20 protein-coding genes are annotated in these 22,529 nt (G+C 72.5%); 8 read left to right on the forward strand and 12 right to left on the reverse strand.

Translation table 11 applies throughout. The features are described from left to right. Positions 1-14: 14 nt before the first annotated feature. The 9 genes from OG403_RS29510 to OG403_RS29550 form a co-directional block, all read right to left on the reverse strand. On the reverse strand, positions 15-428 hold the full coding sequence (locus OG403_RS29510) for a cupin domain-containing protein (protein WP_329569724.1): 414 nt from the start codon (positions 426-428) through the stop codon (positions 15-17). Then, positions 425-1,624 (reverse strand): M48 family metalloprotease, encoded by a 1,200-nt coding sequence (locus tag OG403_RS29515; RefSeq protein ID WP_329569726.1) that lies wholly within the window; start codon positions 1,622-1,624, stop codon positions 425-427. The genes OG403_RS29510 and OG403_RS29515 overlap by 4 nt, the downstream gene beginning before the upstream one ends. A gap of 102 nt (positions 1,625-1,726) precedes the next feature. Beyond that, a complete protein-coding gene (locus OG403_RS29520; protein WP_329569728.1) occupies positions 1,727-2,461 on the reverse strand; it encodes a prephenate dehydratase domain-containing protein in 735 nt (244 codons plus the stop codon). 4 nt (positions 2,462-2,465) lie between these two features. Further along, complete coding sequence (locus tag OG403_RS29525; protein ID WP_329569730.1) at positions 2,466-3,425, reverse strand: branched-chain amino acid transaminase; 960 nt, start codon at positions 3,423-3,425, stop codon at positions 2,466-2,468. After that, positions 3,422-4,852: a phenylacetate--CoA ligase family protein gene (locus tag OG403_RS29530; protein WP_329569732.1), complete on the reverse strand. Its 1,431-nt coding sequence runs from the start codon at positions 4,850-4,852 to the stop codon at positions 3,422-3,424. Before OG403_RS29530 ends, OG403_RS29525 begins: the two co-directional genes overlap by 4 nt. A gap of 34 nt (positions 4,853-4,886) precedes the next feature. Beyond that, entirely contained in the window at positions 4,887-5,198 is a 312-nt protein-coding gene (locus OG403_RS29535) for a Dabb family protein (RefSeq protein WP_329569733.1), read from the reverse strand. Beyond that, positions 5,195-8,275 (reverse strand): non-ribosomal peptide synthetase, encoded by a 3,081-nt coding sequence (locus tag OG403_RS29540; protein WP_329569736.1) that lies wholly within the window; start codon positions 8,273-8,275, stop codon positions 5,195-5,197. The genes OG403_RS29535 and OG403_RS29540 overlap by 4 nt, the downstream gene beginning before the upstream one ends. 56 nt (positions 8,276-8,331) lie before the next feature. Continuing rightward, positions 8,332-9,180 carry an SAM-dependent methyltransferase gene (locus OG403_RS29545; protein WP_329569738.1) on the reverse strand — a complete coding sequence of 283 codons (849 nt, stop codon included), beginning with the start codon at positions 9,178-9,180 and terminating at the stop codon, positions 8,332-8,334. Positions 9,181-9,365: 185 nt separating this feature from the next. Next, positions 9,366-9,962, reverse strand: coding sequence for a hypothetical protein (locus tag OG403_RS29550; RefSeq protein WP_329569740.1), 597 nt, complete (start codon positions 9,960-9,962; stop codon positions 9,366-9,368). A 382-nt stretch (positions 9,963-10,344) separates the two neighbouring features. On the opposite strand from OG403_RS29550, the gene OG403_RS29555 reads away from it, so the two are divergent. Then, on the forward strand, positions 10,345-11,331 hold the full coding sequence (locus tag OG403_RS29555; protein ID WP_329569742.1) for an ornithine cyclodeaminase family protein: 987 nt from the start codon (positions 10,345-10,347) through the stop codon (positions 11,329-11,331). On the opposite strand, the gene OG403_RS29560 is transcribed toward OG403_RS29555, so the two are convergent. Next, the gene (locus tag OG403_RS29560) at positions 11,298-12,560 is read right to left on the reverse strand and encodes a PP2C family protein-serine/threonine phosphatase (RefSeq protein WP_329569744.1); all 1,263 of its coding nucleotides are present in this window, start codon (positions 12,558-12,560) and stop codon (positions 11,298-11,300) included. The two genes, OG403_RS29555 and OG403_RS29560, sit on opposite strands and share 34 nt — an antisense overlap. A 205-nt stretch (positions 12,561-12,765) precedes the next feature. Between OG403_RS29560 and OG403_RS29565 the strand changes: the two genes are divergently transcribed. After that, positions 12,766-14,136: an outer membrane protein assembly factor BamB family protein gene (locus OG403_RS29565; protein ID WP_329569746.1), complete on the forward strand. Its 1,371-nt coding sequence runs from the start codon at positions 12,766-12,768 to the stop codon at positions 14,134-14,136. Here OG403_RS29565 and OG403_RS29570 read toward each other — a convergent pair. Together OG403_RS29570 and OG403_RS29575 are read right to left on the reverse strand one after the other, a co-directional pair. After that, positions 14,127-15,197: an inositol-3-phosphate synthase gene (locus tag OG403_RS29570; RefSeq protein ID WP_329569748.1), complete on the reverse strand. Its 1,071-nt coding sequence runs from the start codon at positions 15,195-15,197 to the stop codon at positions 14,127-14,129. The genes OG403_RS29565 and OG403_RS29570 overlap by 10 nt on opposite strands. A gap of 58 nt (positions 15,198-15,255) precedes the next feature. After that, positions 15,256-15,681, reverse strand: coding sequence for a gamma-glutamylcyclotransferase family protein (locus OG403_RS29575; protein ID WP_329569750.1), 426 nt, complete (start codon positions 15,679-15,681; stop codon positions 15,256-15,258). Positions 15,682-15,863: 182 nt separating this feature from the next. On the opposite strand from OG403_RS29575, the gene OG403_RS29580 reads away from it, so the two are divergent. From OG403_RS29580 to OG403_RS29605, 6 genes are all read left to right on the forward strand, one after another. Then, the gene (locus OG403_RS29580) at positions 15,864-16,115 is read left to right on the forward strand and encodes a hypothetical protein (protein ID WP_329569752.1); all 252 of its coding nucleotides are present in this window, start codon (positions 15,864-15,866) and stop codon (positions 16,113-16,115) included. A 186-nt stretch (positions 16,116-16,301) separates the two neighbouring features. Next, on the forward strand, positions 16,302-18,107 hold the full coding sequence (locus OG403_RS29585; protein WP_329569754.1) for a peptide-N4-asparagine amidase: 1,806 nt from the start codon (positions 16,302-16,304) through the stop codon (positions 18,105-18,107). A gap of 717 nt (positions 18,108-18,824) precedes the next feature. Beyond that, the gene (locus OG403_RS29590; RefSeq protein ID WP_329569756.1) at positions 18,825-20,840 is read left to right on the forward strand and encodes a sensor histidine kinase; all 2,016 of its coding nucleotides are present in this window, start codon (positions 18,825-18,827) and stop codon (positions 20,838-20,840) included. Next, positions 20,837-21,325 carry a roadblock/LC7 domain-containing protein gene (locus OG403_RS29595; RefSeq protein ID WP_329569758.1) on the forward strand — a complete coding sequence of 163 codons (489 nt, stop codon included), beginning with the start codon at positions 20,837-20,839 and terminating at the stop codon, positions 21,323-21,325. The genes OG403_RS29590 and OG403_RS29595 overlap by 4 nt, the downstream gene beginning before the upstream one ends. Before the next feature lie 32 nt (positions 21,326-21,357). Beyond that, the gene (locus OG403_RS29600) at positions 21,358-21,816 is read left to right on the forward strand and encodes a DUF742 domain-containing protein (protein WP_442911011.1); all 459 of its coding nucleotides are present in this window, start codon (positions 21,358-21,360) and stop codon (positions 21,814-21,816) included. After that, a complete protein-coding gene (locus tag OG403_RS29605) occupies positions 21,797-22,438 on the forward strand; it encodes a GTP-binding protein (RefSeq protein ID WP_442911012.1) in 642 nt (213 codons plus the stop codon). Before OG403_RS29600 ends, OG403_RS29605 begins: the two co-directional genes overlap by 20 nt. The last annotated feature ends 91 nt before the right edge of the window (positions 22,439-22,529 follow it).

The following is a 22,529-nucleotide window of genomic DNA, read 5'->3' on the forward strand; positions in this document are numbered from 1 at the left end:
GTCCGGCTATCCGGTTATTCGGTGGCCGGCCACGGGCCCGGCTCGACGCGCGCCTCGTCCTCCGTCCCCGGCCACGCCGGGACGGTGGCGGCGAGGATGCGCAGCGCCGCGTCGTCGTCGGCGCGGAACTGGAAGGCCGTGCCGAGCGGGATGCTCACGGTGGTGCCCACCCGCAGCGGTGTGACCTCCTGGCGCCCGTGCTGCCGGCGCCACAGCTGCCCGGAGCCGGCGACCACGTGCCAGAGCTCCTGCACGGTGGCGTGCGAGACCGCCCGCGACACCGCCCCGGCCGCCAGCTCGAAGTGCGCCATGCTCGCCGCTCCGGACAGCTCGCCCAGCGGCAGAACTGATGATCCGTCAGTGGCCGTCACCTCGACGGCGTCGGCGAACTGCCAGGTCCGGTAGGGCTGGTGGGGCTGGTGGGTCATCGGCTCGACTCCGGTGCGGTGGTGGCACTCGCCCAGCGCCGGGCCGCCGCGATCCGGCGGGCGGTGCTGGGGTGGGTGGCGAAGAGCAGTTCCAGCGCCCTGGGCGGGTCCACGTCCGCGACGTTGGTCAGCGCGAGGCGCCGCTGCATGGCGATGAACTGCTGTGGATCGCCGGTGAGTTCGAGTGCGTGCCGGTCGGCGGCGGCCTCGATCCGACGGCTCACCGCCGCCTGCGCGGGTCCGCCCAGCGTCCCCAGCACAGCAGCGAGCGCGGCCAGCAGCGGCAGCGAGCGCGGGTCGGCCAGGTCCGGGACGCCGGCCGCCGCCTGCAGCGGGTGCAGCGCGGCCAGCAGGCCGAGCACCACCACGGCCGCCGCCGCCCCGAGGGCGCCGAGCGCCGTGCCGCGCGGTACGTCGCGGTGCACCACGTGCCCCAGCTCGTGCGCCACCACCAGCTCCACCTCGCGCTGCTCGGCGGTGCTGAGCAGGGTGTCGTACGCGACGATCCGCCGGGTCGCGCCGAAGCCCGAGACATACGCGTTGAGCGCGGTGGTGCGGCGCGAGGCGTCGGCCACCAGGACGTCCCGCACCCGCACCCCGTCGCGCTCGGCGAGGGCGAGCAGGGCCGAGCGCAGCTCACCGTCCGGCAGGGCGGTGAAGCGGTTGAAGAGCGGCTCGACCAGCAGTGGGAAGAGGAACGAGAAGACGACGGTGAGCAGCGCCGCCGCCCCCGCCGCCGGGGCCCACCACCAGCGGGTCGACCAGGCGGTGAGCGCGTAGACGCCGAGCGCCACGGGCAGCGCGAGCACCAGGGTCAGCAGCAGGCCGCGCAGCAGGTCCACCGCCCAGCCGGCCCAGCCCTGGGTGACCAGGCCGTAGTCCGCGCGGATCACCCGCACCCGGGCGGCGACTGGCAGCCCGACCAGCTGCCCGATCAGCACCAGCGCGAGCGCCCCGCCGAGCACCTGCGCCGTGCGCGAGCCGCCCAGCAGACCGCCGGCCCAGTGCACCAGGTGCGCGCCGGCGGGGGTGAAGCCGAGCAGCAGGGTCACGGCCAGCCCCACCAGCCGCCCGCCCAGTACCCAGGGCACCTGCCGCCGCCGCAACGCCCGTCCCCGGGCCAGCTGCTCGGGCGTGAAGTCCGTACTTCCCACGCCGCCGTCCCCGTCCCCGCCCTCGACCGCCACCCCGCTCACCGCCACCCGCCTTCCGCGCACCCGGAACCGATCCGCACCGCCACCCTAGACGAGTAGGTCCGAGGCGGGCCGCTCATGCGTGAGCCGGGGGTTCGGCCTCGATCAGCGTGGGCCTGGAGGGTCGCGTCGTGTCCGGTGTGCCCGGTGCTGCTGGGCGTCATCGGTGACGAACACCGACCAGACCATCTGGATGGTCCTGGTGCGGGAGATGAACCGCAGTCCGTACCGGTCGGCGGCGGGTTCGGTGGTCAGGGCCAGGTCGGCCGTCCGCTCGCGGACCGCTCGGGCGGCCGCGCTGGTCGAGGGCGTCAGGGTGATCGTCCGAGCCGGGTACAGGGCGGGGAGGAGCTGGTCGACGAGTGGCACCGGAGCGGGGTGGGTGGCCACCACGGGGACGGCGGGGACCTGGTGGTCGAGGTCTCGGGCGATGCCGTACGGGGGAGTCTCCAGGACGAATGCGGCGGCCAGCGCGATCCGGGTGTCCATGTAGAACTCGTTGATCCTCGCGTAGGCGTTGGCGATCACCACGTGGCTGATCTCGCCGGACCGCAGGGCGTTGCCGGCCTGCTCGTACGTGTCGTACAGCCGCACCTGCGGTTCGCGCTCGGGCGCGCCGCCGTGGAGTCGGTCCCAGAGGAAGCCGGCGGCTTCCTCGCTGCTGGTGCCCTGGGGGCCGAGGGTGCCGATCAGTCGGGCCGGGCGGTGCCGGATGATCTCCCGGGTGAGCAGGTCTCCTGTTCCGCCGGGAAGGTCGGCCCCGCCCGCCGGCCGTGCTCCAGGGCCGGCGGGCACCCGGGGTTCTGCGGCGAGGTGGTCGGAAGCTGCGGTGGTCAGCATGGGTTCAGCCTCGGCCGATTCGGACGGGGGTGAGCCAGTGCTGGTGTTGCGGGTCTCCGCCGCCGCGGATGGTCCGGGCGTAGTGGCGGGCGATGCTCCGGGTGATCGGGCCGGGTTCGCCGGCTCCGATCGGGTGCCCGGAAACCTCGTTGACCGGGGTGATTCCGATGCCGGTCCCGGTGAGGAAGACCTCGTCGGCACCGTGCAGATCGGACACGTCCAACTCGTCTTCGTCGGCCTCGATGCCGTGATCGGCGGCGAGGGTCAGCACGGTGTCCCGAGTGATGCCGGGCAGCAGGTCCGCGGTGGCGGGTGGGGTGAGCAGCCGGCCGGCACGAACCGCGAAGACGTTCGCGGTGCTGGCCTCGCAGACCCGGCCACGGCCGTCGAGCAGGATCGCGTCGTCGTATCCGGCCGCCCTGGCCTCGTCGGCGGCGAGCGCGTTGTTGACGTACCCGCCGGTGACCTTGGCGTGGATCGGGATCGCGGCACTGCGCGGCCGTACCCAGGAGCTGACCGTGCAGCGGATGCCGCCGGGCGGGGTGTAGGCGCCCATCGGGAAGCCGGTGATCGACAGGGCGTCGGAGATGCCGCTCAGACCGACGCCGGGCCGGGTGCCGGGTAGCAGAGCGAGCTTGTAGCCAAGTGGCCGCAGGTAGGTGTCGGTGGTGGTGCCGTTGCGCTGGAGCAGCTCGCAGGTGATCTCGACCAGTTCGTCGACGGTGTGCGGGGTCTCGATGCGCAGCAGGCGGCAGGAGCGCAGGAAGCGCTCGTAGTGGTCGTGCGCTCGGAAGAGCAGCAGTCTCCCGCCGTCGGCGGAGGCGTGCGCACGGATGCCCTCGAAGACCCCGGTGCCGTACTGCAGGGCCTGGGTGGTGAGCGGCAGAGCGGCCTCGGTGAACGGGACGAACGCACCCTGGTGGTAGGCCGTGGCGGCGACGGCGGGCTCGGCCTGGGTGGTCATCGGGTCCTCCCGGCCGCGATCCTGGCGGCGGCCGACGCCTCGGCGTCCTGGCCGCCCGCTCGCAGGTCGATGACCCGGGCGGCCTTCCAACTGACCATCGCGCCGGTGGTGGTGATGCTGCCGAGGGTGCCGGTGCCGACCTCCAGCTCGGTGCCGAGTTCGTCGCGGCACTGCTCCACCGCGCGGGCGGCGCCCTGGGCGACGGCGGCCGCGCCCGCACGGCCTGGCAGTTGGAGGGTCAGGGAGAGCCGGTCGGCACCGTCCACGCGGTCGATGGCCACCTGGTAGTCCAGGTAGCCGCGCAGGTGACGCAGCAGCAGGTGCTCCAGGTCGTAGCCGGTGATCAGGTGCTCGTTGAGGACGAGTCGGTCACGGACCCGGCCGAGGGCGGCGATCGACGGAGCCGGAACGCTCTGCCCCGGACGCGGATCGGTGATCCTGACCAGGTCGCCGGTACGGTACCGGACCAGCGGCTTGGCGCCCTGGTACAGGTGGGTGACGACCAGTTCTCCCGCACGGGTGCCGTCCGCGTCGGGCTGCACCCAGCGACCGGTCCGCGGGTCGACGACCTCGTTGTACGCGATGAGCGGAGCGGTGTACAGCAGCCCGTCGGCGGCGGCGGCGCCCATCACCGAGGCCTCCTGCGAGGCGTACAGGGCGTTGTAGGCGTGAGCACCCCAGAGCTCGCCGAGGTTGGCGAGCAGGCTGGGCGAGGCGAGTTCGCCGGTGGTCATCAAGACGTCGAGGCGGAAGTCCCGGTGTGGGTCGAGCCCGGCGGCGACGGCCCGTTTGGCGAGGGTCAGTGCCATGCCGGGGGTGCAGAACAGGCCGGTGACCGGGAAGGAGCGCATCACCTCCAGCGCTCGGTCGAAGCCGACCATCGGGGAGTGCGGCCACATCTTCGCCACGGCCAGGCCGAGGTTGCGGCAGACGTCGCCGAAGGTGTCCGAGAAGGCGTGCAGCTCGGTCGGCCCGGCCACCCCGATCACCTGGCCGTTGCCGTACTGGCGGAAGACGGTTTCGTAGTACTGCGTGAGGACGGTGTTGTTGGCGAGCGAGTCGATGTCGTCGCGCGGGCAGGGCGTTGAGCAGCCGGTGGTGCCCGTGGTCTCGTAGAAGATCCAGGCGTCGGCGAGCGGCCGGGAGAGCAGGCCGTGCTGGGCGGCGCGCAGGTCGTCCTTGGTGGTGAACGGGATTCCGGCGAGGGCGCGCTCGTCCAGGGCGGTGATGGTGGACGGGTCGACCGCGGCGAGGTGGGCACGGTAGAAGGAGGAGTTCGCCTTGACGTAGTCGAGTGTCCGGCGCAGCAACGTGAGCTGGTGCGCTGCCAGACGGGTCCGGTCCCACTGGCCGGCGAGGAACGAGCGGTGCTGGTCGCGGAGTTCGACGGCCGGGCCGACCAGCTCGGGACGGTAGATCGTGAACATGGGCGTCCTGTGCGATAGGTGAAGCGGGGCGGGCTCAGACGAGGGCGGGTTCCGGCTCGACGAGGTCGGCCACCACCCAGTCGCTGATCGCCCGCCACTTCTCGATGGCCTGTCGGTGGAACGGGTGGACCAGGTAGCGCTCCAGCGCGTCCTGGTCCGCGAGCAGGCCGATCACCGCGAAGTCGTAGGCGATCGGCCGGGCCGAGGTGTTCCGGCCGGTCTGCCAGTGCAGCAGTTCGGGGACTTCGGCGCCGATCCGGGCGGCGATCCGCTCGGCCTCGGCCACGGCCGGGTCACCCCAGTCGCAGTCCGGTTTGAGCTTGAACAGGGCGATGTGACGGATCATCGGTTCCTCCGGGAGGCGAGCAGCCCGCCGGCGTGCAGGTGGTGTACGTAGTGGTCGAGCAGCGCGGTGTCGACGGCCGGGCAGGACCGCTTCCAGTTCGGCCAGATCTGCTGGATGCGGGTCTGGTCCATGCGGGGGAAGACGGATTCCAGGAACAGCTCCTTGACGCTGATGTCCGCGTGGTTGGCGCGGGTGGCGAACAGCGGCGCGAACGGGGCGACCAACGTGTCAGGGTGTTCACGGACGTGCTCCAGCACCAGCTGCACCCAGTCGCGGTAAGGCAGTTCCCGGATGGTGTGCCCGGCGGCGCGCAGCCGGTCGACCGTGTCGGTGAGCATCGCGGGGCGCGGATTGGTCAGTTGGAACACCCCTCCGACGTGCGGGTAGCTGGTCGCCACGCCGACGATCGCCTCAGCGACGCAGTCCACCGGAACCAGGTCGAACGGCAGCCGGATGTCCGGGGCGGCCTCGAGCCGGGTGATCGCGTCCAGCAGCGCGCACAGGGCGGTGTCGGTGTTCCACGCGCCGGTGCGGCTGTGCCCGGTGATCTCGTACGGCCGGTAGACGGTGACCGGCAGCCCGGCCTGGGCGGCGTGTTGCAGCAGGCGCTCGGCGACCCACTTCGATTCGCCGTACCCCAGGCTGATCAGTTCGGGATGGCTCAGCGGGCTGGTCTCGGTGAACTGCCGCACGCCCGCGGCACCGCTGCCCGCCAGCACGGCGACGCTGGAGACGTGGTGCAGCGGGATGCGCCGGGCCGCGGCCAGCCCGATCAGCTCGCGGACCGCGGTCACGTTGGGGCCGCGCAGCGCGCTGTACGGGTAGATGAAGTTGACGTGGGCGGCGTTGTGCAGGATGAGGTCGACCGAGTCCGCGAGCCGTCGCCGGTCTTCGGTCGACAGGCCCAGCCCGGCGCGGGACAGGTCGGCCGGATGGACCTCGATCCGCTGCGGATCGGGCTGCTCGATCCCGTACCGCAGCAGGTTGGCGCGGACGCGGTCGCGAGCGTGGGCCGGGTCAGCGGCCCGTACCAGGCAGTGGACGAGGATGTCGGGTTGCCGCATCAGGCGCTCCAGCAGGAAGGCGCCCAGGAAGCCGGTGGCTCCGGTGAGGAGCACGTGACGCAGTGGGCCGCGACCGGCCGCCGGCCGGTCGAGCGGAGGCAGCGTCAGATCGAGCGAGGCCTCGGCCTCGAAATAGCCGTGCTCGGCCGGCTCGGGCGCCAGCGCGGAACCGGACTCGCGGAACCCGGCCAGTGCTGCACGGTGGGCCGAGAAGGTGGGCTGGGCCAGCAGGCTGCGCAGCAGCGGTCGGAACCGGTCCGGCGGCAGACTCAACGCGGTGAGCGTGCGGTTCACGAGGTGCGCCGCGAGCAGGGAGTTCCCGCCGGCTTCGAAGAAGTGGGTGTCCGGGTGGACCGGCACCCCCAGGCTGTCGGCCCAGATCCGGCGCAGGGGGTCGTCGTCCGCCGGTGCGCCGTGCTGCCCCGGCCTGTCGTCCGCGGGTGCCTGGAGGCCGGCCCGCAGGGCGGCGTAATCGATCTTTCCGTTGTCGGTGAGCGGGAACCGGTCCACGGGTCTGATCGGCGTGGGGATGCTGTGCGCGGGCAGCCGCTCGGCCAGGAACATGCGCACCTGGTCCGGGTGAACGGGACGGTCGGGTCGGGCGGAGGTGACGAAGGCGCTCAGCGTCCTGCTCATGTCGTCCTCCCCCCGGACCAGGACGGCTGCCTCGGCGACGTCCGGGTGCGCTCGCAACTGCGCCTCCAGCGCGTCCAGTTCGATCCGGCAGCCGCGGATCTTCACCTGGCGGTCGGACCGTCCGAGGAACTCCAGAGTTCCGTCGGGGTTCCACCGGGCCCGGTCGCCGCTGTGGTAGAGCCGGACGCCGGACCGGCCGCCGACGGCCATGGTGACGAACGCCTTCCTGGTCTCCTCCGCGCGCCCCAGGTAGCCCAGTGCCAGCCCGTCGCCGCCGATGTACAGCTCGCCTTCTTGCCCGGGGAGTGCGGGGCTGCCGTCCTCCAGCAGGACGTGGCACTCGCTGCCCGCCACCGGCTGCCCGATGGGAACGGAGGCCGCGTCCTGCGCGATGCTGCGCAGGTCATGCGTGGTGACCAGGATGCCCGCTTCGGTCACGCCGTAGCCGTGGATGAGGCGGCGCGGCGCACCGCTGTCCAGGACCGCACGGGCGAGCCCGGCGGCCATGGCCTCACCGCCCGTCAGCACCATCTCCAACCCCGCGAAGACGCCCGGTCGGAAGCGGACCGCGTGGTGGAACAGACTCATGGTCAGGAAGGCGTGGCTGACCTGCTCGCGGTCCATCAGGGCCTGCAGCGCGCTGGGCTCGAGCAGCTCGTTGGGCCCCGCCACCACCAGGCAGCCGCCGTTGAGCAGGGTCGACCACACCTCCATCAGCGACCCGTCGAACGACAGGCCGAAGGTCTGCAGGACCCGCTTTCCCGACCCCGCGCACCACGGAAGGCCGTCGAGACCGAGCCGCGCCACCGCCTTGTGGGGCACCACCACCGCCTTCGGCCGCCCCGTGGTACCCGAGGTGAACAGGATGTACGCGGCATCCTCCGCCCGGCACGTCCGGTCGTCCGGCGCGGACCGCGAAGGCTCGGTCGGCCGGTGCTCGACCGCCTCGGCGAAGGGCAGCCACCGCACCGGCAGCGACTCGCGGACGGATCGGTGACCGGGCAGCAGCACCACCACCTCCGCCCCGGAGTCGACCACCATGTCGCTCATCCGCGCGGCCGGGTGATGGGCATCCAGCGGGACGGCGACGGAACCCGCCTTCAGGACGCCGCACAGCGCGACCGTGGACTCCCAGGACCGGGTACCGAGCACCCCGACCGTCATCCCAGGGCGCACACCGCGCTCCGTCAGCGCCCCGGCGACCGCGGCAGCCATGTCGTCGAGTTCCCGGTAGGACAGCTCCCGCCCCCCGTCCCGTACCGCCGGCGCCCCAGGGGTACGGGCGACCTGCCGGGCGAGCAGCTCGGGGAGCGAGAGGTCCCCCGGACCCGGTGCGGCCGACCGGAGAGGGGCGGCGGCTTCCACGACATTTCCCATGATGATCACCTCGGTTGACCCTGTGAGAGATTCCGCGCCCTTCGATGCCGGGACCGTCAGTCGATCCGCTGCCACGAGATCCAGGCGATTCGCATGATCCCGCCGCGCACCGCCGCGATCGTTCCGCGCACCGTCTCGCAGGTGGCCTGGTAGAGGCGGTCGCCGCCGATGGCCCGAGCCTCCTGCTCGCGCTCCGAGAGCAAGGAGCCGGCCGCCTCCAGGGTGCGCAGCATGTCCTCGTGCTGGGTCACGATGCTGACCGGCTCCCACAGACCGGCGCCGGCGTTGAGGAGGTCGCCCAGGCGCGGCATGATGGCCTGCCGGGAGTTCCTGAGCACCTCCGCGTCGAGCTGCTCGTGCAGGTCGTCCCGAGCCTCGGCCGGTCCGGCGACGCAGACCTCGGCGGCGAACCGGCCGCCCGGCACCGTCCAGGTGTGAATGCGCCGGAGCATCTCCCGCATGGCCTGCGGATCGCTCCCGCAGTCGGCCGGCGCGCCTGCCAGCACGTGCTCCAACGACTGCACCGCCACGACGGAGTCGAAGCCGGCCGTCTCGAGGGGAAGGTCCCAGAAGTCGCAGTCGTTGACCTCGACGACGGGATTGCCCAACGATTTGACATGCCCTGCTTGGGACGCTGACGTGGTGATCCCCAGAGCGTGGCCGACCTTGCGCTCGTCGGCGGCGAAGGTCAGCAGACCGCCGTATCCGCAACCGATATCGAGGACCCGCGCACCGGGCTTGAAATCCGCGAGATCGGCCATCAGGTTGAGTTTCTGCTCCTGGGCCCGGTCCAGGTCCGGACAGCCCTGCCACAGCGCGCTGCTGATGGTCAGTCTCGAATCCGCCCAGACGCGGACGAATTCCGGACTGCTCTCGTAGAAGTCGACGTTCGTGTCGCCGGACATGGCGAACCATCCTCACTCTCGGGATGCCGGCCACGGAAAAGCAGCCGATCAGGACGGAAGTCGGAAGAACCGCGGACTGTGCCCGGCGGCGGAAGGAATTGGTCGAGGCAGATCCGCGGTGTGCCCGCGGCCTGGCCGCGAGCACACCTTCCGCAAAGGCTCGGATGACGGGGAGCGGCCCGGGTTCAGTGCCAGAACTCGAAGGTTCCCACGACGTCCTTGGACGTCAGGCCCACCTCCTCGCAGGGCTCGGGGTGGGTGGTCATGATGATGCTGGTCTCCTGGACGTTGTCACCCTGGTACGGGCCGGACACCACCTTGCCGACGGCCCTGGTCAGGACCTCGTCACCGTCGTGGTTGTCGAAGGCGAAGGCACCCTCGACGTGGCTCGTCTCCCCGGTGGACCAGATGATGTCCTGCGCCCACTTCGCGCTGCGGAAGTCCGCGGAGCTGCAACTGGCCGTCTCCTGACCGACCTCGTGCACGGCACCGTCACCCGTCGGGGCCTCGCGGTCGTCCCCGGTGTTGCAGTTGGTCAGTACGCCGTCCACGGTCCAGTGGATCACCCGCGCGTCGTCGGTCACCTTGTCGCGGACCTTGGCCTTGGCGTCCCCCCGGCATGCGAGGTCGACGGTGCGGGCGTCGGCCTTGTCGGGCGCCGCCGCCGCCAGGGCCGGGCCGGCGGTCAGCAGCAGCGCGATGCCGGCGGCAGCCGCGACCGTACGGCCACGCAGCGCCGAACGACGCGAGCCGGCCTTGTGAATTCTCGATGAGGTCTGCACCCTCTGGGTTCCTTTCAGTTGTCAGCCAATTGGAAAACAGGCCGCACGCGGAACGCATCGGCGATGATGCGCCACTGGCCGGACATCTGTTCAGGTGCAAGTAGATCCGAGTGGATGGAAAAAAGTCACGCACCGGAGATCGTGTTCACTCGGATGCGGGTGCCAACAAGGGAAATTCGGCACGGCGACCACGGTATCTGTACCTATATGACGATATGACTCGCCATAGGCGATGGAAGGGAATTGACCATGGCAGTTCGCGGCCAATCCAGTCTTTTCTCGATCTATTGGGTTGGCTGCATACTGTCGATATCCATCGCGCTGACCGACCGGCCGCAGCTGACCCGGGTGGTCGCGTGGTCCTCAACGAGAAGGGCTCCCGATGCTCCTGATCGACCGTGCCACCGTGCGCAAGGTCTACCCGATGCGGCAAGCCACGCAGGTCATGGCGGAGGCCATGCGCCGGTACAGCGGAAAGCTGGTGGACCTGCCCCTGCGCACCATCCTTCGCCCGGAGAAGGACACCGGCCTGCTCGGCACCATGCCGGGCTTCGTCTCGGGAGAGGGGCTGGCGGGGTACGGGGTGAAGGCCATGGTGCTCAAGCCCGAGAATCCGGCCCGCGGCCTGGACCTGCACATCGGTGTCGTCCTCGTCTTCCATCCCGACACCGGCGCTCCGCTCGCGCTGATGGATGCCGGAGCAGTCACCGCCATCCGCACCGCCGCGGTTTCCGCCGCCGCCACCGACGCCCTGGCACGGCGGGACGCCGGGGATCTCGCGGTGCTCGGCTCGGGTGTCCAGGCCCGCAGCCATCTGGAGGCCATGCAGGTGGTCAGGCCACTTCGGAGAGTTCGGGTCTGGAGCCGTACCCGTGCCAACGCCGACGCGTACCGCGGCTGGGCGGCCACCGAACTCGGCATCGAGGTGGAGGTCGCGGAGAGCCCCGGGAAGGCCCTGGCCGGTGCGGATCTGGTGTGCACGGCGACGGCGGCCAAGGAACCCCTCGTCCAGGCCGCGGACCTTGCCCCCGGAGCGCATGTCAATGCCGTCGGTGCTTCCTTCCTGGACCACCGCGAGCTCTCCTCCGCGGCAGTGGCAGAGGCGTCCTTCTTCGTGGACAGCCGGGAATCCGCCGCAGCGGAGTCCGGTGACCTGCGAGCGCCGATCGCGGAGGGGCTGATCGGACTTGACCACATCCAGGCGGAACTGGGCGAGGTGCTGCTGGGAGTCCATCCGGGACGGCGCGAGGAACGGGAGGTCACCGTCTTCAAGTCGCTCGGGCTCGGCGTGCAGGACATCATGTCCGGCTTCGCCATCGCCGAGGCCGCGGCAGCTCAGGGACTGGGCCGGACCGTCGAGCTCGACTGACTCGACGTACCGGACTCCCCGCCCCCGGACCGGGTCGGCTGCTCCCGGCCCAGCCGTTCCACCGCCACGATGGCCGCGTCGTCGCCCAGCCGTCCGCCGGCGTAGGCCAGCAGGTCGCGCTGCAGATGGTGGAGCAGCGGCCCGGGGTGCTCGGTGGCCCAGGCGCGCAGCCGCTCGGCCAGCGGGTAGAAGGTGCGGGTGGCGTCCCGGGCCTCGATCACACCGTCCGTGTAGATCAGCAGCCGGTCGTGGGGAGCGAAGGGGAACTCGTCCGCGTGGTAGCCGTTCTGCGCCAGGCTGCCCAGTCCCAGCGGCGGCGCGGGCCGGTCCGCGTCCAGGGCCAGCACCTCGCCCTGGTGCATCAGCAGCGGTGGGGGATGACCGCAGTTGATGACCTTGATCCAGTTGCCGTGGTCCGGGATCTCCAGGATGACGGCGGTGATGAACGACTCCGTCGACTCGATCTCGGGGCTCTCCAGGTGCTCGGCGGCGGGCCCGTCGCCCGCGTCGCCAGCGCCTTCGCCGGGGCCGTCCGCCGGGTCCCCCTGCTCCGCCGCGCCTCCCGCGTCCTGGCCGACCGCCGCCGCCAGGTCCCAGCTCACGCTGCCGTCCAGGTAGGCGGCGAGGTCCGGCAGCGAGGCCTGCAGGTGCGCGGCGGCCCGGAACGCGCCCAGCAGCAGCGAGGCCTCGCCGAGTGAGGTCAGGCCCTTGCCGCGCACGTCACCGACGATCAGCCGGGTGCCGTCGGTGGTCCGGGCCGCCGCGTAGAGGTCGCCGCCGACCTGCGCCTCCGCCTCGGCGGCCAGGTAGACCGAGGCGATCCGCAGCGGGCCGACCCGGGTGGGCAGCGGACGCAGCAGGACCCGCTGCGCGGCCTCGGCCACCGAGCGGACCTGGGTCAGCTCGCGCGCATGCCGGTCGCGCAGCGCGGTGAAGCTGACCACGATGCCCGAGACGGCGATCAGGCCCGCGATCTGGACCTCGTGGTTGGAGGTGGTCAGCCCGTCGCGCATGATGCCGATCACCGTCAGCGCGGCCACCGCCAGCAGGCTCACCAGTGCGGTCAACCGGGTGCCGGCGAAGGAGGCGGTGATCGCGGGGGCCACCACGAGGAGCGGGCCGAGGTGGATCTGCGGTGGGCTCAGCACATCGACGATGGTGATCACCACGATCAGTGCGAGCGGCAGCAGCACCAGGGCGCGACTGGATCGCCGGGGCCCTGCGGACACGTCGGAAAGCCACCGGGGAAGCACCTTTCCTCTCTACACCCGGCCTGCTCGCCGCGCACCGCGAGGTAGAGTCGCGTCCGGGTGATCTTGCGCCGGCGAGCGGTATCGAGCGGTATCGAGTGATGGCGAGCGGCCACGCGGCGGTGTTCTGCGCTGTTCTGTGGGGTTCAGCGATGTGCGGCGGTCTTCGGGGGCGGGGAACGGTATGACGACCAGCGGGTCCTGGCGGTTCGACGATGAGGACGAGGGCGGCGCGGGCGCTGCGGATGGCGCGGACGGCTCGGGCGCTGCGGGCCGGGGTTCGGTGGGCTCGCCCGAGGTGCTGGCCGACCCGGCCTCCCAGGCGGATCTTGACGGCGGGCCCGCGCTCCGGACCCGCCGCACCCGCCGGCAACTGCTCCTCGGCGGTGCCGCCGTCCTGGCGGGCGGCGCCGCCTGGGCGCTGCACCGCTCGCCCGCCCCGGACCGGCGCCGCCTCGCCGACCCGCAGCCGTCCACCGCCCGGCCGGCCCCCAGCGGCCCGAAGCCGCGCTGGACCTACCACGGCGACGGCCCGCTCGCGCTCGACCGGTTGGACCCGACCCCGCACCCGCCGCTCTACCTCAGCGGTACCGACCTGATCCAACTCGACCCGGGCACCGGCGCCGAGCGCCGCCGCTTCACGCTGCCGGCCGGCGGCTCGCTGCGGTCCTGCGGCAGCCTGCTGCTGGTCGGCGACGACCCCGGCAAGGAGAAGGTGCGCGGCGCGATCACGGCCTACGACCTGGACAGCGGCAGCACCGACCGGCAGTACGCGACCCCGACGGGCGCCGCGTCGTCGCGGGGCGGCTCGGTGACGGTGCTCTGCTGCGACAGCGGCACGATCTACTGCCTGGCGGACAGCGTCGTGCTGAGCGGCTCGGGCGGCGCACCGGCCGAGCAGGACACCCTGCTCGCCATCGCGGCCGACACCCGTCAGGTCCGCTGGCGGGTCCCGCTCGCCGCCGACGTGTTCCTCGGCCAGGCCAGCGCGGTCCCGGGCGGACGGCTGCTGATCGGCCGGAATCCCGGCGGGATGGCGATGCTGGACACCGCCGACGGCCATCAGCTGTGGAGCGTGGCCGGCCCGAACGGCTGGTGGAGTGTCGACGATCAGTCGATCTACCTGGCGGGCGGCGGCTCCGGACTGAGCGCCCTGAGCGTGGCGGACGGCACCGCCCAGTGGAGTGCGGGCCCGGGTGCGGGTGAGAGCTGGCGCTACCTGGCCCCGCTCTCCGCGAACGGCCGGCTCTACACCTTCGCGGACAACGGCGTCGTCACCGCGAAGTCGGCCGGTGCGGCGCTCTGGACCTACCGGCTGCCGTTCCTGCTGGACGCCCGCAGTCGCCCGCTGGTGGCGGGCGGGCTCCTGCTGGTCCCCGGACCGCTGGACGGTGGCGTGGTCGCCCTCGACGCCGCCACCGGCGCCCTGCGCTGGATCTTCCAGGACGGCGAGCCGGGCGTGGACGTCTGGTCGGCGACCACCGACGGCAACCGCCTCTACCTCGGCCACGACCGGGTGCTGCACGCCATCGACCCGGCCGGCGCTCAGACCTGACGTATCGTCAGGAACTCGCGCAGTCCGGCCGTCGCCGCCGCCTCGCTCATCGGGTTCGGCACGGCCTTCATCAGGCGGGCCGCCACCGGGTCGAGCAGCCCGGAAATCCCGTGGTCCAGGGCGAACTTGAGGTACCGGACGGCGTCCAGCGCGTTGCCCGCGCCGCTCGGTGAGTCGTCCACACTCAGCCGCAGGTCCACCTCGACCGGGGTGCCGCCGAAGCCCTCGCCCTCGACCCGGATCATCGCGAGCTTGCGGTCGGCCAGGAACGGGATGTAGTCGGCGCCCACGTGCACGCTCTCGGCCGGCAGCAGGGTGCTGCCGTCGGCGCCGCGCAGGCCGCTGGCCTTGGAGTCCTTCTTGGTCCGCATCCGCTCGGCGTCCTGAAGGTTGACGAAGTCCATGTTGCCGCCGGCCAGCAGCTGGTAGGTGTTCCGCAGCCGGACGCCGTTGGCCGCCAGCAGCTCCACCAGGGCGCGGTGCACCAGGGTGGCGCCGAACTGGCTCTTCAGGTCGTCCCCGAGCAGCGGCAGCCCCGCCGCCGTGAACCGCTCGACCCAGTCCGGCGAGCGCGCGATCACCGACGGGAGGCAGTTGACGAACGCGCAGCCCGCCAGCAGCGCTGCCTCGGCGTAGCGTTCGGAGGCCTGCTGGCTGCCGGCCGGGACGAAGTTCACCAGCACCTGGGTGTCCGTCAGCCTCAGGTGCTCGGCGATGGATTCGACATCGGCCGTACCGCGCGCGGTGATCCGCTGCCCGGTGCCCCGGCCGACGCCGTCGCTCAGGATGCCTTCGACCACCGGCACGTCCAGCGTGGGGACTTCGGCGAACCGGGTCGAGTTGTTGGGCTCGACCCAGATCGCCTGCGCCAGATCCAGGCCGATCTTCGCGGCGTCCACGTCGAAGGCGGCGGTGAACCGGAGGTCGGCGATGGCGTATCCGGCGCAGACCGGGTTGGTCAGGCCGGGCGCGTCGGGGGTGGCGGTGTAGTGGGCGACGCCCTGGACCATGGAGGAGACGCAGTTGCCGACACCGACCACGCCTACGTTGACTGTTGACACCGAGGGTCGCTCCTTAGCGGGTGAAGAGGGAATCGGGCAGCCGGCCGGACCGCGCCGGTCAGGCCGGGTCCACCCAGTCACCGGAGGGGATCGGCGCGGGCCGTGCGCGCAGCCGGGCGGAGAGCTCCGGGCCCGCCAGGTACACCCAGGCCGCTACCCGCTCCCCATGGGCGGTGACGATGACCGGCCGCCGCAGCCGCACGTAGTACCCCGTGCCGTCCGGGCGGCAGCCCTCCAGCTCGTCCAGCGCGGTCAGCACCCGGGCGAAGTCGGCCGGTCGTACGGTGATCAGCTCACCGCGCACCCGCCGCCCGGGATCGGGGTCGGCCACCGCGTACGGGTATCCGGGCCCTTGGTGCAGCACGGCGCCGGCCAGCACGGCGGGCTCGATCCGCGTGCAGTGGCCACCGAGGTAGTGGGTGTGGTTGCGCTGCCCGGAGCGCAGCGTGCCGTAGACGAACAGCGGCAGTACGGGGTCGGCCACGGCCCTCCTCGTTCTCCTCGGCGGGTGCGCGCGGCCCGGGTGGGGCGCGCACCCCGATTCTTGCCGGTGCCCGCCCGGCCGGGACAGCCCGCCCCCGGCCGGGCGGGCACCGGGGAGGGTGGGCGGCCCGGGGTGGCCCGCCGTACCGTGGGGGAGGGGGCCGCTAGCGAATGGAGTCCGTGATGCCTGGATCCGTCACGATCGGCCATATCGAGGCCGCCGCCATCGTTGATCACACCGATGCCCAGCGGCTCTCCGTGCTGCTGGACGAGCTGGGGCACCTGCTGGCCGTGGCGGGTCCCAACCGGTTGACCGACGAGCAGGTCAGCGCGCTCTGCGAGGAGCCGGGCGCCGACCGCGACGAACTCGCCCGCTGGTGCCGGGGCCTGGCCGCCCAACTGCACCATCAGCACGATCCGCACTCGCACCACTAGCGCCGGTCCCAGCACCGGTCCCTGCGGCACCGCCCCGGCCGCCCGGTAGCGGTGCCGGCCGCCGGCGGCCCGTGCTCCCGCTTCCTCGCGGCCGGGGGTACCGGGTCGCCGGCCCCCAACCTCCTTGGCAGCCAAGGCGGTCGGCACCCTTGACAGTGATCGTCGGCCCGTGAGTACATGCCAACCGTGCCGATACCCTCAGCCGCTTCCGCCTCCCGACGGCGCCCGTTCGCCCGTGCCGTCCCCGCCCTGGTCCTCGCGGTGGCCGCCGCGCTCTGCCTCCCGACCGCCGCCACCGCTGCCACCGCGACCGCCACGACGGCTGCCGCCCCGGCGGCCGCGCCCCGGGCTGCCGCTGCCGCCGCCCCGGCCACGTCCGGCGCGTCCGCGCCCACCGGACGGGTCGAGGCGAACTACGGCAACCCCGTCACCGCGCTGCCGCCGATCAGTCGTCCGGACACCGCGCACTGCACGGTCACCGCGATGCAGCACGACTTCGCCAACAGCTACGGCCAGCCCTTCACCGGCACCCTGACGCCGCCGGCCGCCTGCCCGGGGCCGTGGAACAAGGTGGTGCTGGACTGGTCGGGCAGCGTCGCGGGCCGCCAGTACGACCGGCTGGCCGGCGTCTGGATCGGCGGCGCCGAGGTGTTGCGCACCAGCACGCCCGAGCCCGACGCGGCCGGCATCAGCTGGCACGTCGACCAGGACCTGAGCAGCTTCATCCCGCTGCTGCGCACCCCGCAGCCGGTGGTCGTGGACCTGGGCAACCTGGTCAACTCCACCTACACCGGCGTCTACCACATGACGATGACGGTCACCTACTACCAGGCCGACCGGCACAACCCGCCGGCCGCCACCGCGGACCAGGTGCTCCCCGTCTCGCAGTCCAGCACCGCGGCCGGCTGGTGGACCCTGACGAAGGGTCAGACCGCGACCTCGACGCTGAGCTTCCCGCGCAACCTCACCGGCGCCCACCTGCAGCTCTACGCCCGGGGCGGCGGCTGCGAGGAGTTCTGGTACTCCAACGTGCCCGACGACTACGCCGCCGCCCACCCCGACTACGGGCTCTGCGGCGGCGGCACCTACCGCGAGGTGCAGGTGCTGGTCGACGGCCGGCTCGCCGGGGTGGTCCAGCCGTTCCCGGTCATCTACACCGGGGGGATCAGCCCGCTGATGTGGCGGCCGATCCCGAGCATCGACGCGTTCCGCACCCAGCCGTACGACGTCGACCTCACGCCGTTCGCCGGCACCCTGACCGACGGCAAGCCGCACACCGTCACGATCGTGCCGCCGGCCGGGATCAGCGACGGCTGGACGGTGGACGGCAGCCTCTTCCTGACCACCGACCCGCTGCGCGCGCGGACGAGCGGCGCCGTCACCGCCGACACCATCACCGCCGCGCCGCAGGTGGCCACCACCGAGACCGCCCAGGCCGACGGCAGCGAGCTGATCACCGCGAGCACCGGACGGGACTGGACGGTGGCCGGCTACCTGGACACCTCGCGCGGCCGGATCACCACCCGGGTCGATCAGCACGTCGAGTACCGCAACAGCGACACCCTCTCCGACCAGGGCCAGAACCAGGTCACCACGCAGCGCGACAGCGGCTGGACGCTGACCAGCACCGACGGCGGCCACGGCCGGCCCGAGCAGCTGCGCAGCAGCTGGTCGTATCCGATCGACGCGACCAGCACCTACACCCCGGGCGCCGATGCCGACAGCTACCTGGCGAGCGGTCAGGTGACGGTGGCCCGGCAGCTGGTGGACCAGACCCGCCACGGCCAGGGGAGCTGGCACGAGCAGTCGAGCGTCGACGACCGGCTCACCGCCAAGGGCGTGCTGCAGCGGCAGTCCGGCACCATGGTGCAGGCCGACGGCAGCGACGACGAGCACTACGTGGGCCGCACCGCCGACGGCGGCTGCTACGACCACGAGCTGGCGGCCGACCACGGCTACCTCACGCTGGACCGGCTGCGCAGCTGCCACTGAGCGGCTTCTCCCGGCTGATGGCCGACGGGCGGGTGGCCCTGCGCGAGGATTCGTGGCGCGGGGCCACCCGCCCGGCTCGGCGGTTGAATCGATAAATCCATCCGGTGTCGGCGTAGCCGTTCGGAGATATGCCGCCCGGGTCTTCGTCGCGGCATTCCGGTGCCGCGTCCGGTGGATTTTCCCAAGGTCCCGTCGGGTGCCGCCGGGCTGCCCCGAAGTGCGGCGGGCCCGCCGTCCGCCACCTCGGGGCCGCCCGGAGTGTCCCGCGATGTACCGGATTCCGGACTCCGGTGGAGCGGTACCGGGAGAACCTCCACCGACTCGACTGTTCAATCGTGAACGCACCCTCGCGAGCGGTGAGATCTCTGTCACATCAACGCGCGTGGAGTTTTTCGGTCAACTGACGGTGATACATCTGTGACCTGCGGAAACTCGCTCTGGCGGGAGTGCTGCTTGGATGATCCACCAAGTCCATCGAGTGAGTTGATCTTGTTCTCCGATGTGTTCTGCGCTTCACTCATGCGGGTGTCAGCGGCGGAACGGGGTGCGGCCGTCTGTCTGAGAGTGCAACCAGGACCGGTGCGGGCCTTGGGTGCTTGAGGTCTGACGAGATTGTGAGCACCGTTGCGTAAGAGGACCGCGCGTCAGCAACCCGCGCAGCGCCGCCGCTTGGGAGCGGTGGCGGGCCGACGGCTCCCACGCCGCCTTCTCGGGTCGTTGATCGCCCTGCCGGGTCTGACCACGCTCACCGGCTGCGGTGCCGCGCACGGCAGCGGCGGCAGTGAGCTCTGGGTGGCCGGTGGCGCGGCGGCCGTGGTGCTGGTCTCCGGCACCGCCGTGGTGGTCCGGCGGGTCACCGCCGGTCCGTTGGAGAAGGCCCGCGACCTGGCCACCCGCAATCTGGCCGCGCTGCTCGACGAGCGCGGCGGCCTGCTGGAGGAGCGCGCCCGGCTGATCGCCGAACGCGACGCCCAGGGCGGCCAACTGCAGGCCCTGTCCGCCGAGCAGCGGGCCCTGCTCCAGGAGCGCGAGGAACTCCAGCGGCAGCAGCGGGAACTGACCGCCCAGTGGCAGCAGGCGACGACCGCCAACGGTGAGTCGGCCGGGCGGCTGGAAGAGCTGCTGCGCGAGTGCGAGCTGCTGCTGGCCGAGCGGGACAGCCTGACCAAGGAGCGCGACGAGCTGCAGGGCAGCGTGGACGCCACCTTCGTCAACCTCGCGATGCGCACCCTGACCCTGGTGGAGCGTCAGCTGGTGCTGATCGAGGCACTGGAGGGCCGGGAAGCCGACGCGGCCCAGCTGGAGAACCTCTTCCGGCTCGACCACCTGGCCACCCGGATGCGCCGCAACAGCGAGAACATGCTGCTGCTGGCCGGTCTGGAGAACAGCTCGCGCAGCCGCAAGACGGTCGCCCTGCTCGACGTGGTCCGGGCCGCCATCTCCGAGATCGAACGCTACGAGCGGGTCAAGCCCGGCTTCCTGGCGGCGGTCCGGCTCACCGGCGCGGTCGCCGACGACACCAGCCACCTGCTGGCCGAACTCCTGGAGAACGCCACCGCGTTCTCCCCGCCGCAGGAGCAGGTCGAGGTGGGCGGCTGGCTGCTGGACAACGGCGAGCTGATGCTCTCGGTCAGCGACCGGGGGATCGGGCTGCCGGCCGAGCGGCTGCGCGCGCTCAACGAGCAGCTGGCCGAGCCGCTGCCGGCCGGCCGGGCCGAGCGGCGCGACGCGCTGCTCGCGGGAGCGCTGACCGGGCGCAGCATGGGGCTCTTCGTGGTGGCCCGGCTGGCCCGCCGGCACGGCATCCGGGTCCAGCTGCGGGAGAACGGGCAGGGCGGCGGGATCAGCGCGATGGTGGTGCTGCCGCGTGAGGCGCTGCACCAGGACGGCCTGAGCACGGTCGACCTGGACGATCAGCGGCGGGCCGAGCGCAGTGCTGCGGCCGGTGCCGAACAAGCCAGGCTGGCAGCGGAGTTCGCGGCTGCCGAGCGGACCGCGGCGCAGGCCGCGGCGCAGGCGGCGGCTCGGGCCGCCGCCCCGTCGGCGGTGCCGGCCCAGCGCCTGGCGGCCGCCGCCGACGGCGGCTCGCCGGACGCGGGCCTGCCCGCGCTGCCACGCCGCCGACCGGCGCACGCGGCCCCGGGCGGATCGGTCGAGGGCGGCGCCGACACGGCGGCCGCGCCCGCGCTGCCGTCTTCGGCGGTGCCGCCCACCGAGACCGCCACGGACGGCGTTCCCACGGCGCGGGCCGTGCCCGCCGAAGCCGCCCCGGCCGCCGACGCGTCCGACTCATCGCTCGACAGCCCCACCCGGCAGCTGAACATCAGCCAGCTCGGCAAGGGCCGACCGGCGGGCCCCGTCCCGCCGCAGGACGGCGAGACCACCTCGCTCGGTCTCCCGAAGCGGGTGCCCAGGGCCGGCGGTCTGCCGGGCACCGGCGAGCTGCCGACCTCCGGGCTGCGCCGGGTCGCCGCCGAGCCGACGGGCGCCTCGGCGGCCGAGAGCGGCCCGGGCGCTGCGGGTGCGGCGGGTGCGGTGAGCGCCGCGGGTGCTGGTGCTGCTGGTGCCGGCGCTGGTGCGGCGACCACCGAGGCCGCTCCGGGCACCGGCGTGCCGCCCGGCCCGCACCGTTCCCGTACCTCCGCCGAGGAGCTGCGCCGCAGACTCGGTGGCTTCCAGAGCGGGCTGCGCCAAGCGGCTCGCGAGTCCGCCGCCGAGGAACAGGACCGATGAGCGACCACGACCACCGGAACACCCCGGCCACCGCAACCGCCGCGCCCGGCCCGGGTTTCGTGCCCGTTCAGCCGGTCAGTCAGGGCGCGATGAACGTCCGCTGGCTGCTGGGCGACTTCCTCGGCCTGGTCGCCGGGGTCGAGGAGGCCGTCGTGGTCTCCTCCGACGGGCTGCTGCTCGCCGACTCGCAACAGGGCCGGCGATCGGACCAACTCTCGGCCATCGTCTCGGCGTTGACCAGTCTGGCGCAGGGCCTGGCGCGCGCCATCGAGTTCGGCGGGGTCAAGCAGACCATGGTGACCATGGACGAGGGCCACCTGGTGGTGATGGCCATCAGCGACGGGTCCTGCCTCGGCGTCTTCGCCGCGCTCAGCTGTGATCTGGGCGTCCTGGCCTACCAGATGGCGCTGCTCGTCGAGCGCGCCGGACACGCGCTGACGCCGCAGGTGCGCAGCGAACTGCACCGGGCGATGGCCGTCCGATGAGCCCGGAATCGAGCCCGGAGGAGATGAGAAGCATGCCCGGCACCGCCCGAAGCGGTAACGGCACCAGCGGTGGTGGCGTCGGCCTTGGCCGGCGCACCGACACCGTCCGTGCGGGGCAAGGGCGTTCGTCCCGGGTGCGGCCGTACGCGATCACCCGCGGCCGGACCCGGTTCGGACGGGTGCTGCTGGTCGAGACCTTGGTGTCGGCGCTCAACCGCCCGGCCGATCCGGGTGACCGCGCGCTGCCCGAGCTGGCCGCGATCTGTGAGGTGTGCCGGGGGCAGATGCGCTCGATCGCCGAGATCTCGGCGCTGCTGCGGATGCCGCTGGGTGTGGTGAAGGTGCTGGTCAGCGACCTTGCTGACCAGGGGAGGATACGGGTGCACGGCGCGGACGTGGCCGACGGCACCGACTTGGACGGCGCCACCGAGGTCCCGGCGTCCAAGCGGGTTCTGTTGGAGAGGGTGCTGGGTGGACTTCGCAAGCTCTGAGTTCGGCGGCTCCGGTGGTGCCGGGCGGGTGCCTCCCGGTGTCCCGCTGGTGGCCGGCAACGCGACCTCCACCAAGATCGTGGTGGCGGGCGGCTTCGGGGTCGGCAAGACCACCTTCGTCCGCTCGGTCTCCGAGATCCCGCCGCTCACCACCGAGGCGGTGATGACCGAGGCGAGCGTCGGCGTGGACGACATCGCGGCCGTCCCGGCCAAGTCCTCCACCACCGTGGCGATGGACTTCGGCCGGATCAGTCTCGAATCGGACCTGGTGCTCTACCTGTTCGGCACCCCCGGGCAGGGCCGGTTCTGGTTCATGTGGGACGACCTGGTGCGCGGCGCGGTCGGTGCGGTGGTCCTCGCGGACACCCGCCGGCTGGCCGACTCCTTCCCCGCGCTGGACTACTTCGAGGGCAGCGGGCTGCCGTTCGTGGTGGCGGTCAACCAGTTCGACGACGCCCCGGTCTACTCGCCCGAGGCGGTGCGCGACTCGTTGGCGGTGCCGCCTCAGGTGCCGGTGCTGATCTGCGACGCGCGGGAACGGTCCTCCGTGGTCGCGGTGTTGACCGCGCTGGTGCTGCACGCGCTGGCCGCCGAGTCGGTCGGCGCCGGCACCTTCGCCTGACTCACCGTCAGTTCACCCTCCCCAACAGGCCGGTCACCGGGCCGGTCGGCCGACCGGTCGCCGCGCTGGTCACCAAGCAAGAAGGCAGGCA

It is taken from the genome of Kitasatospora sp. NBC_01266 (assembly GCF_036242395.1).
GTDB lineage: Bacteria > Actinomycetota > Actinomycetes > Streptomycetales > Streptomycetaceae > Kitasatospora.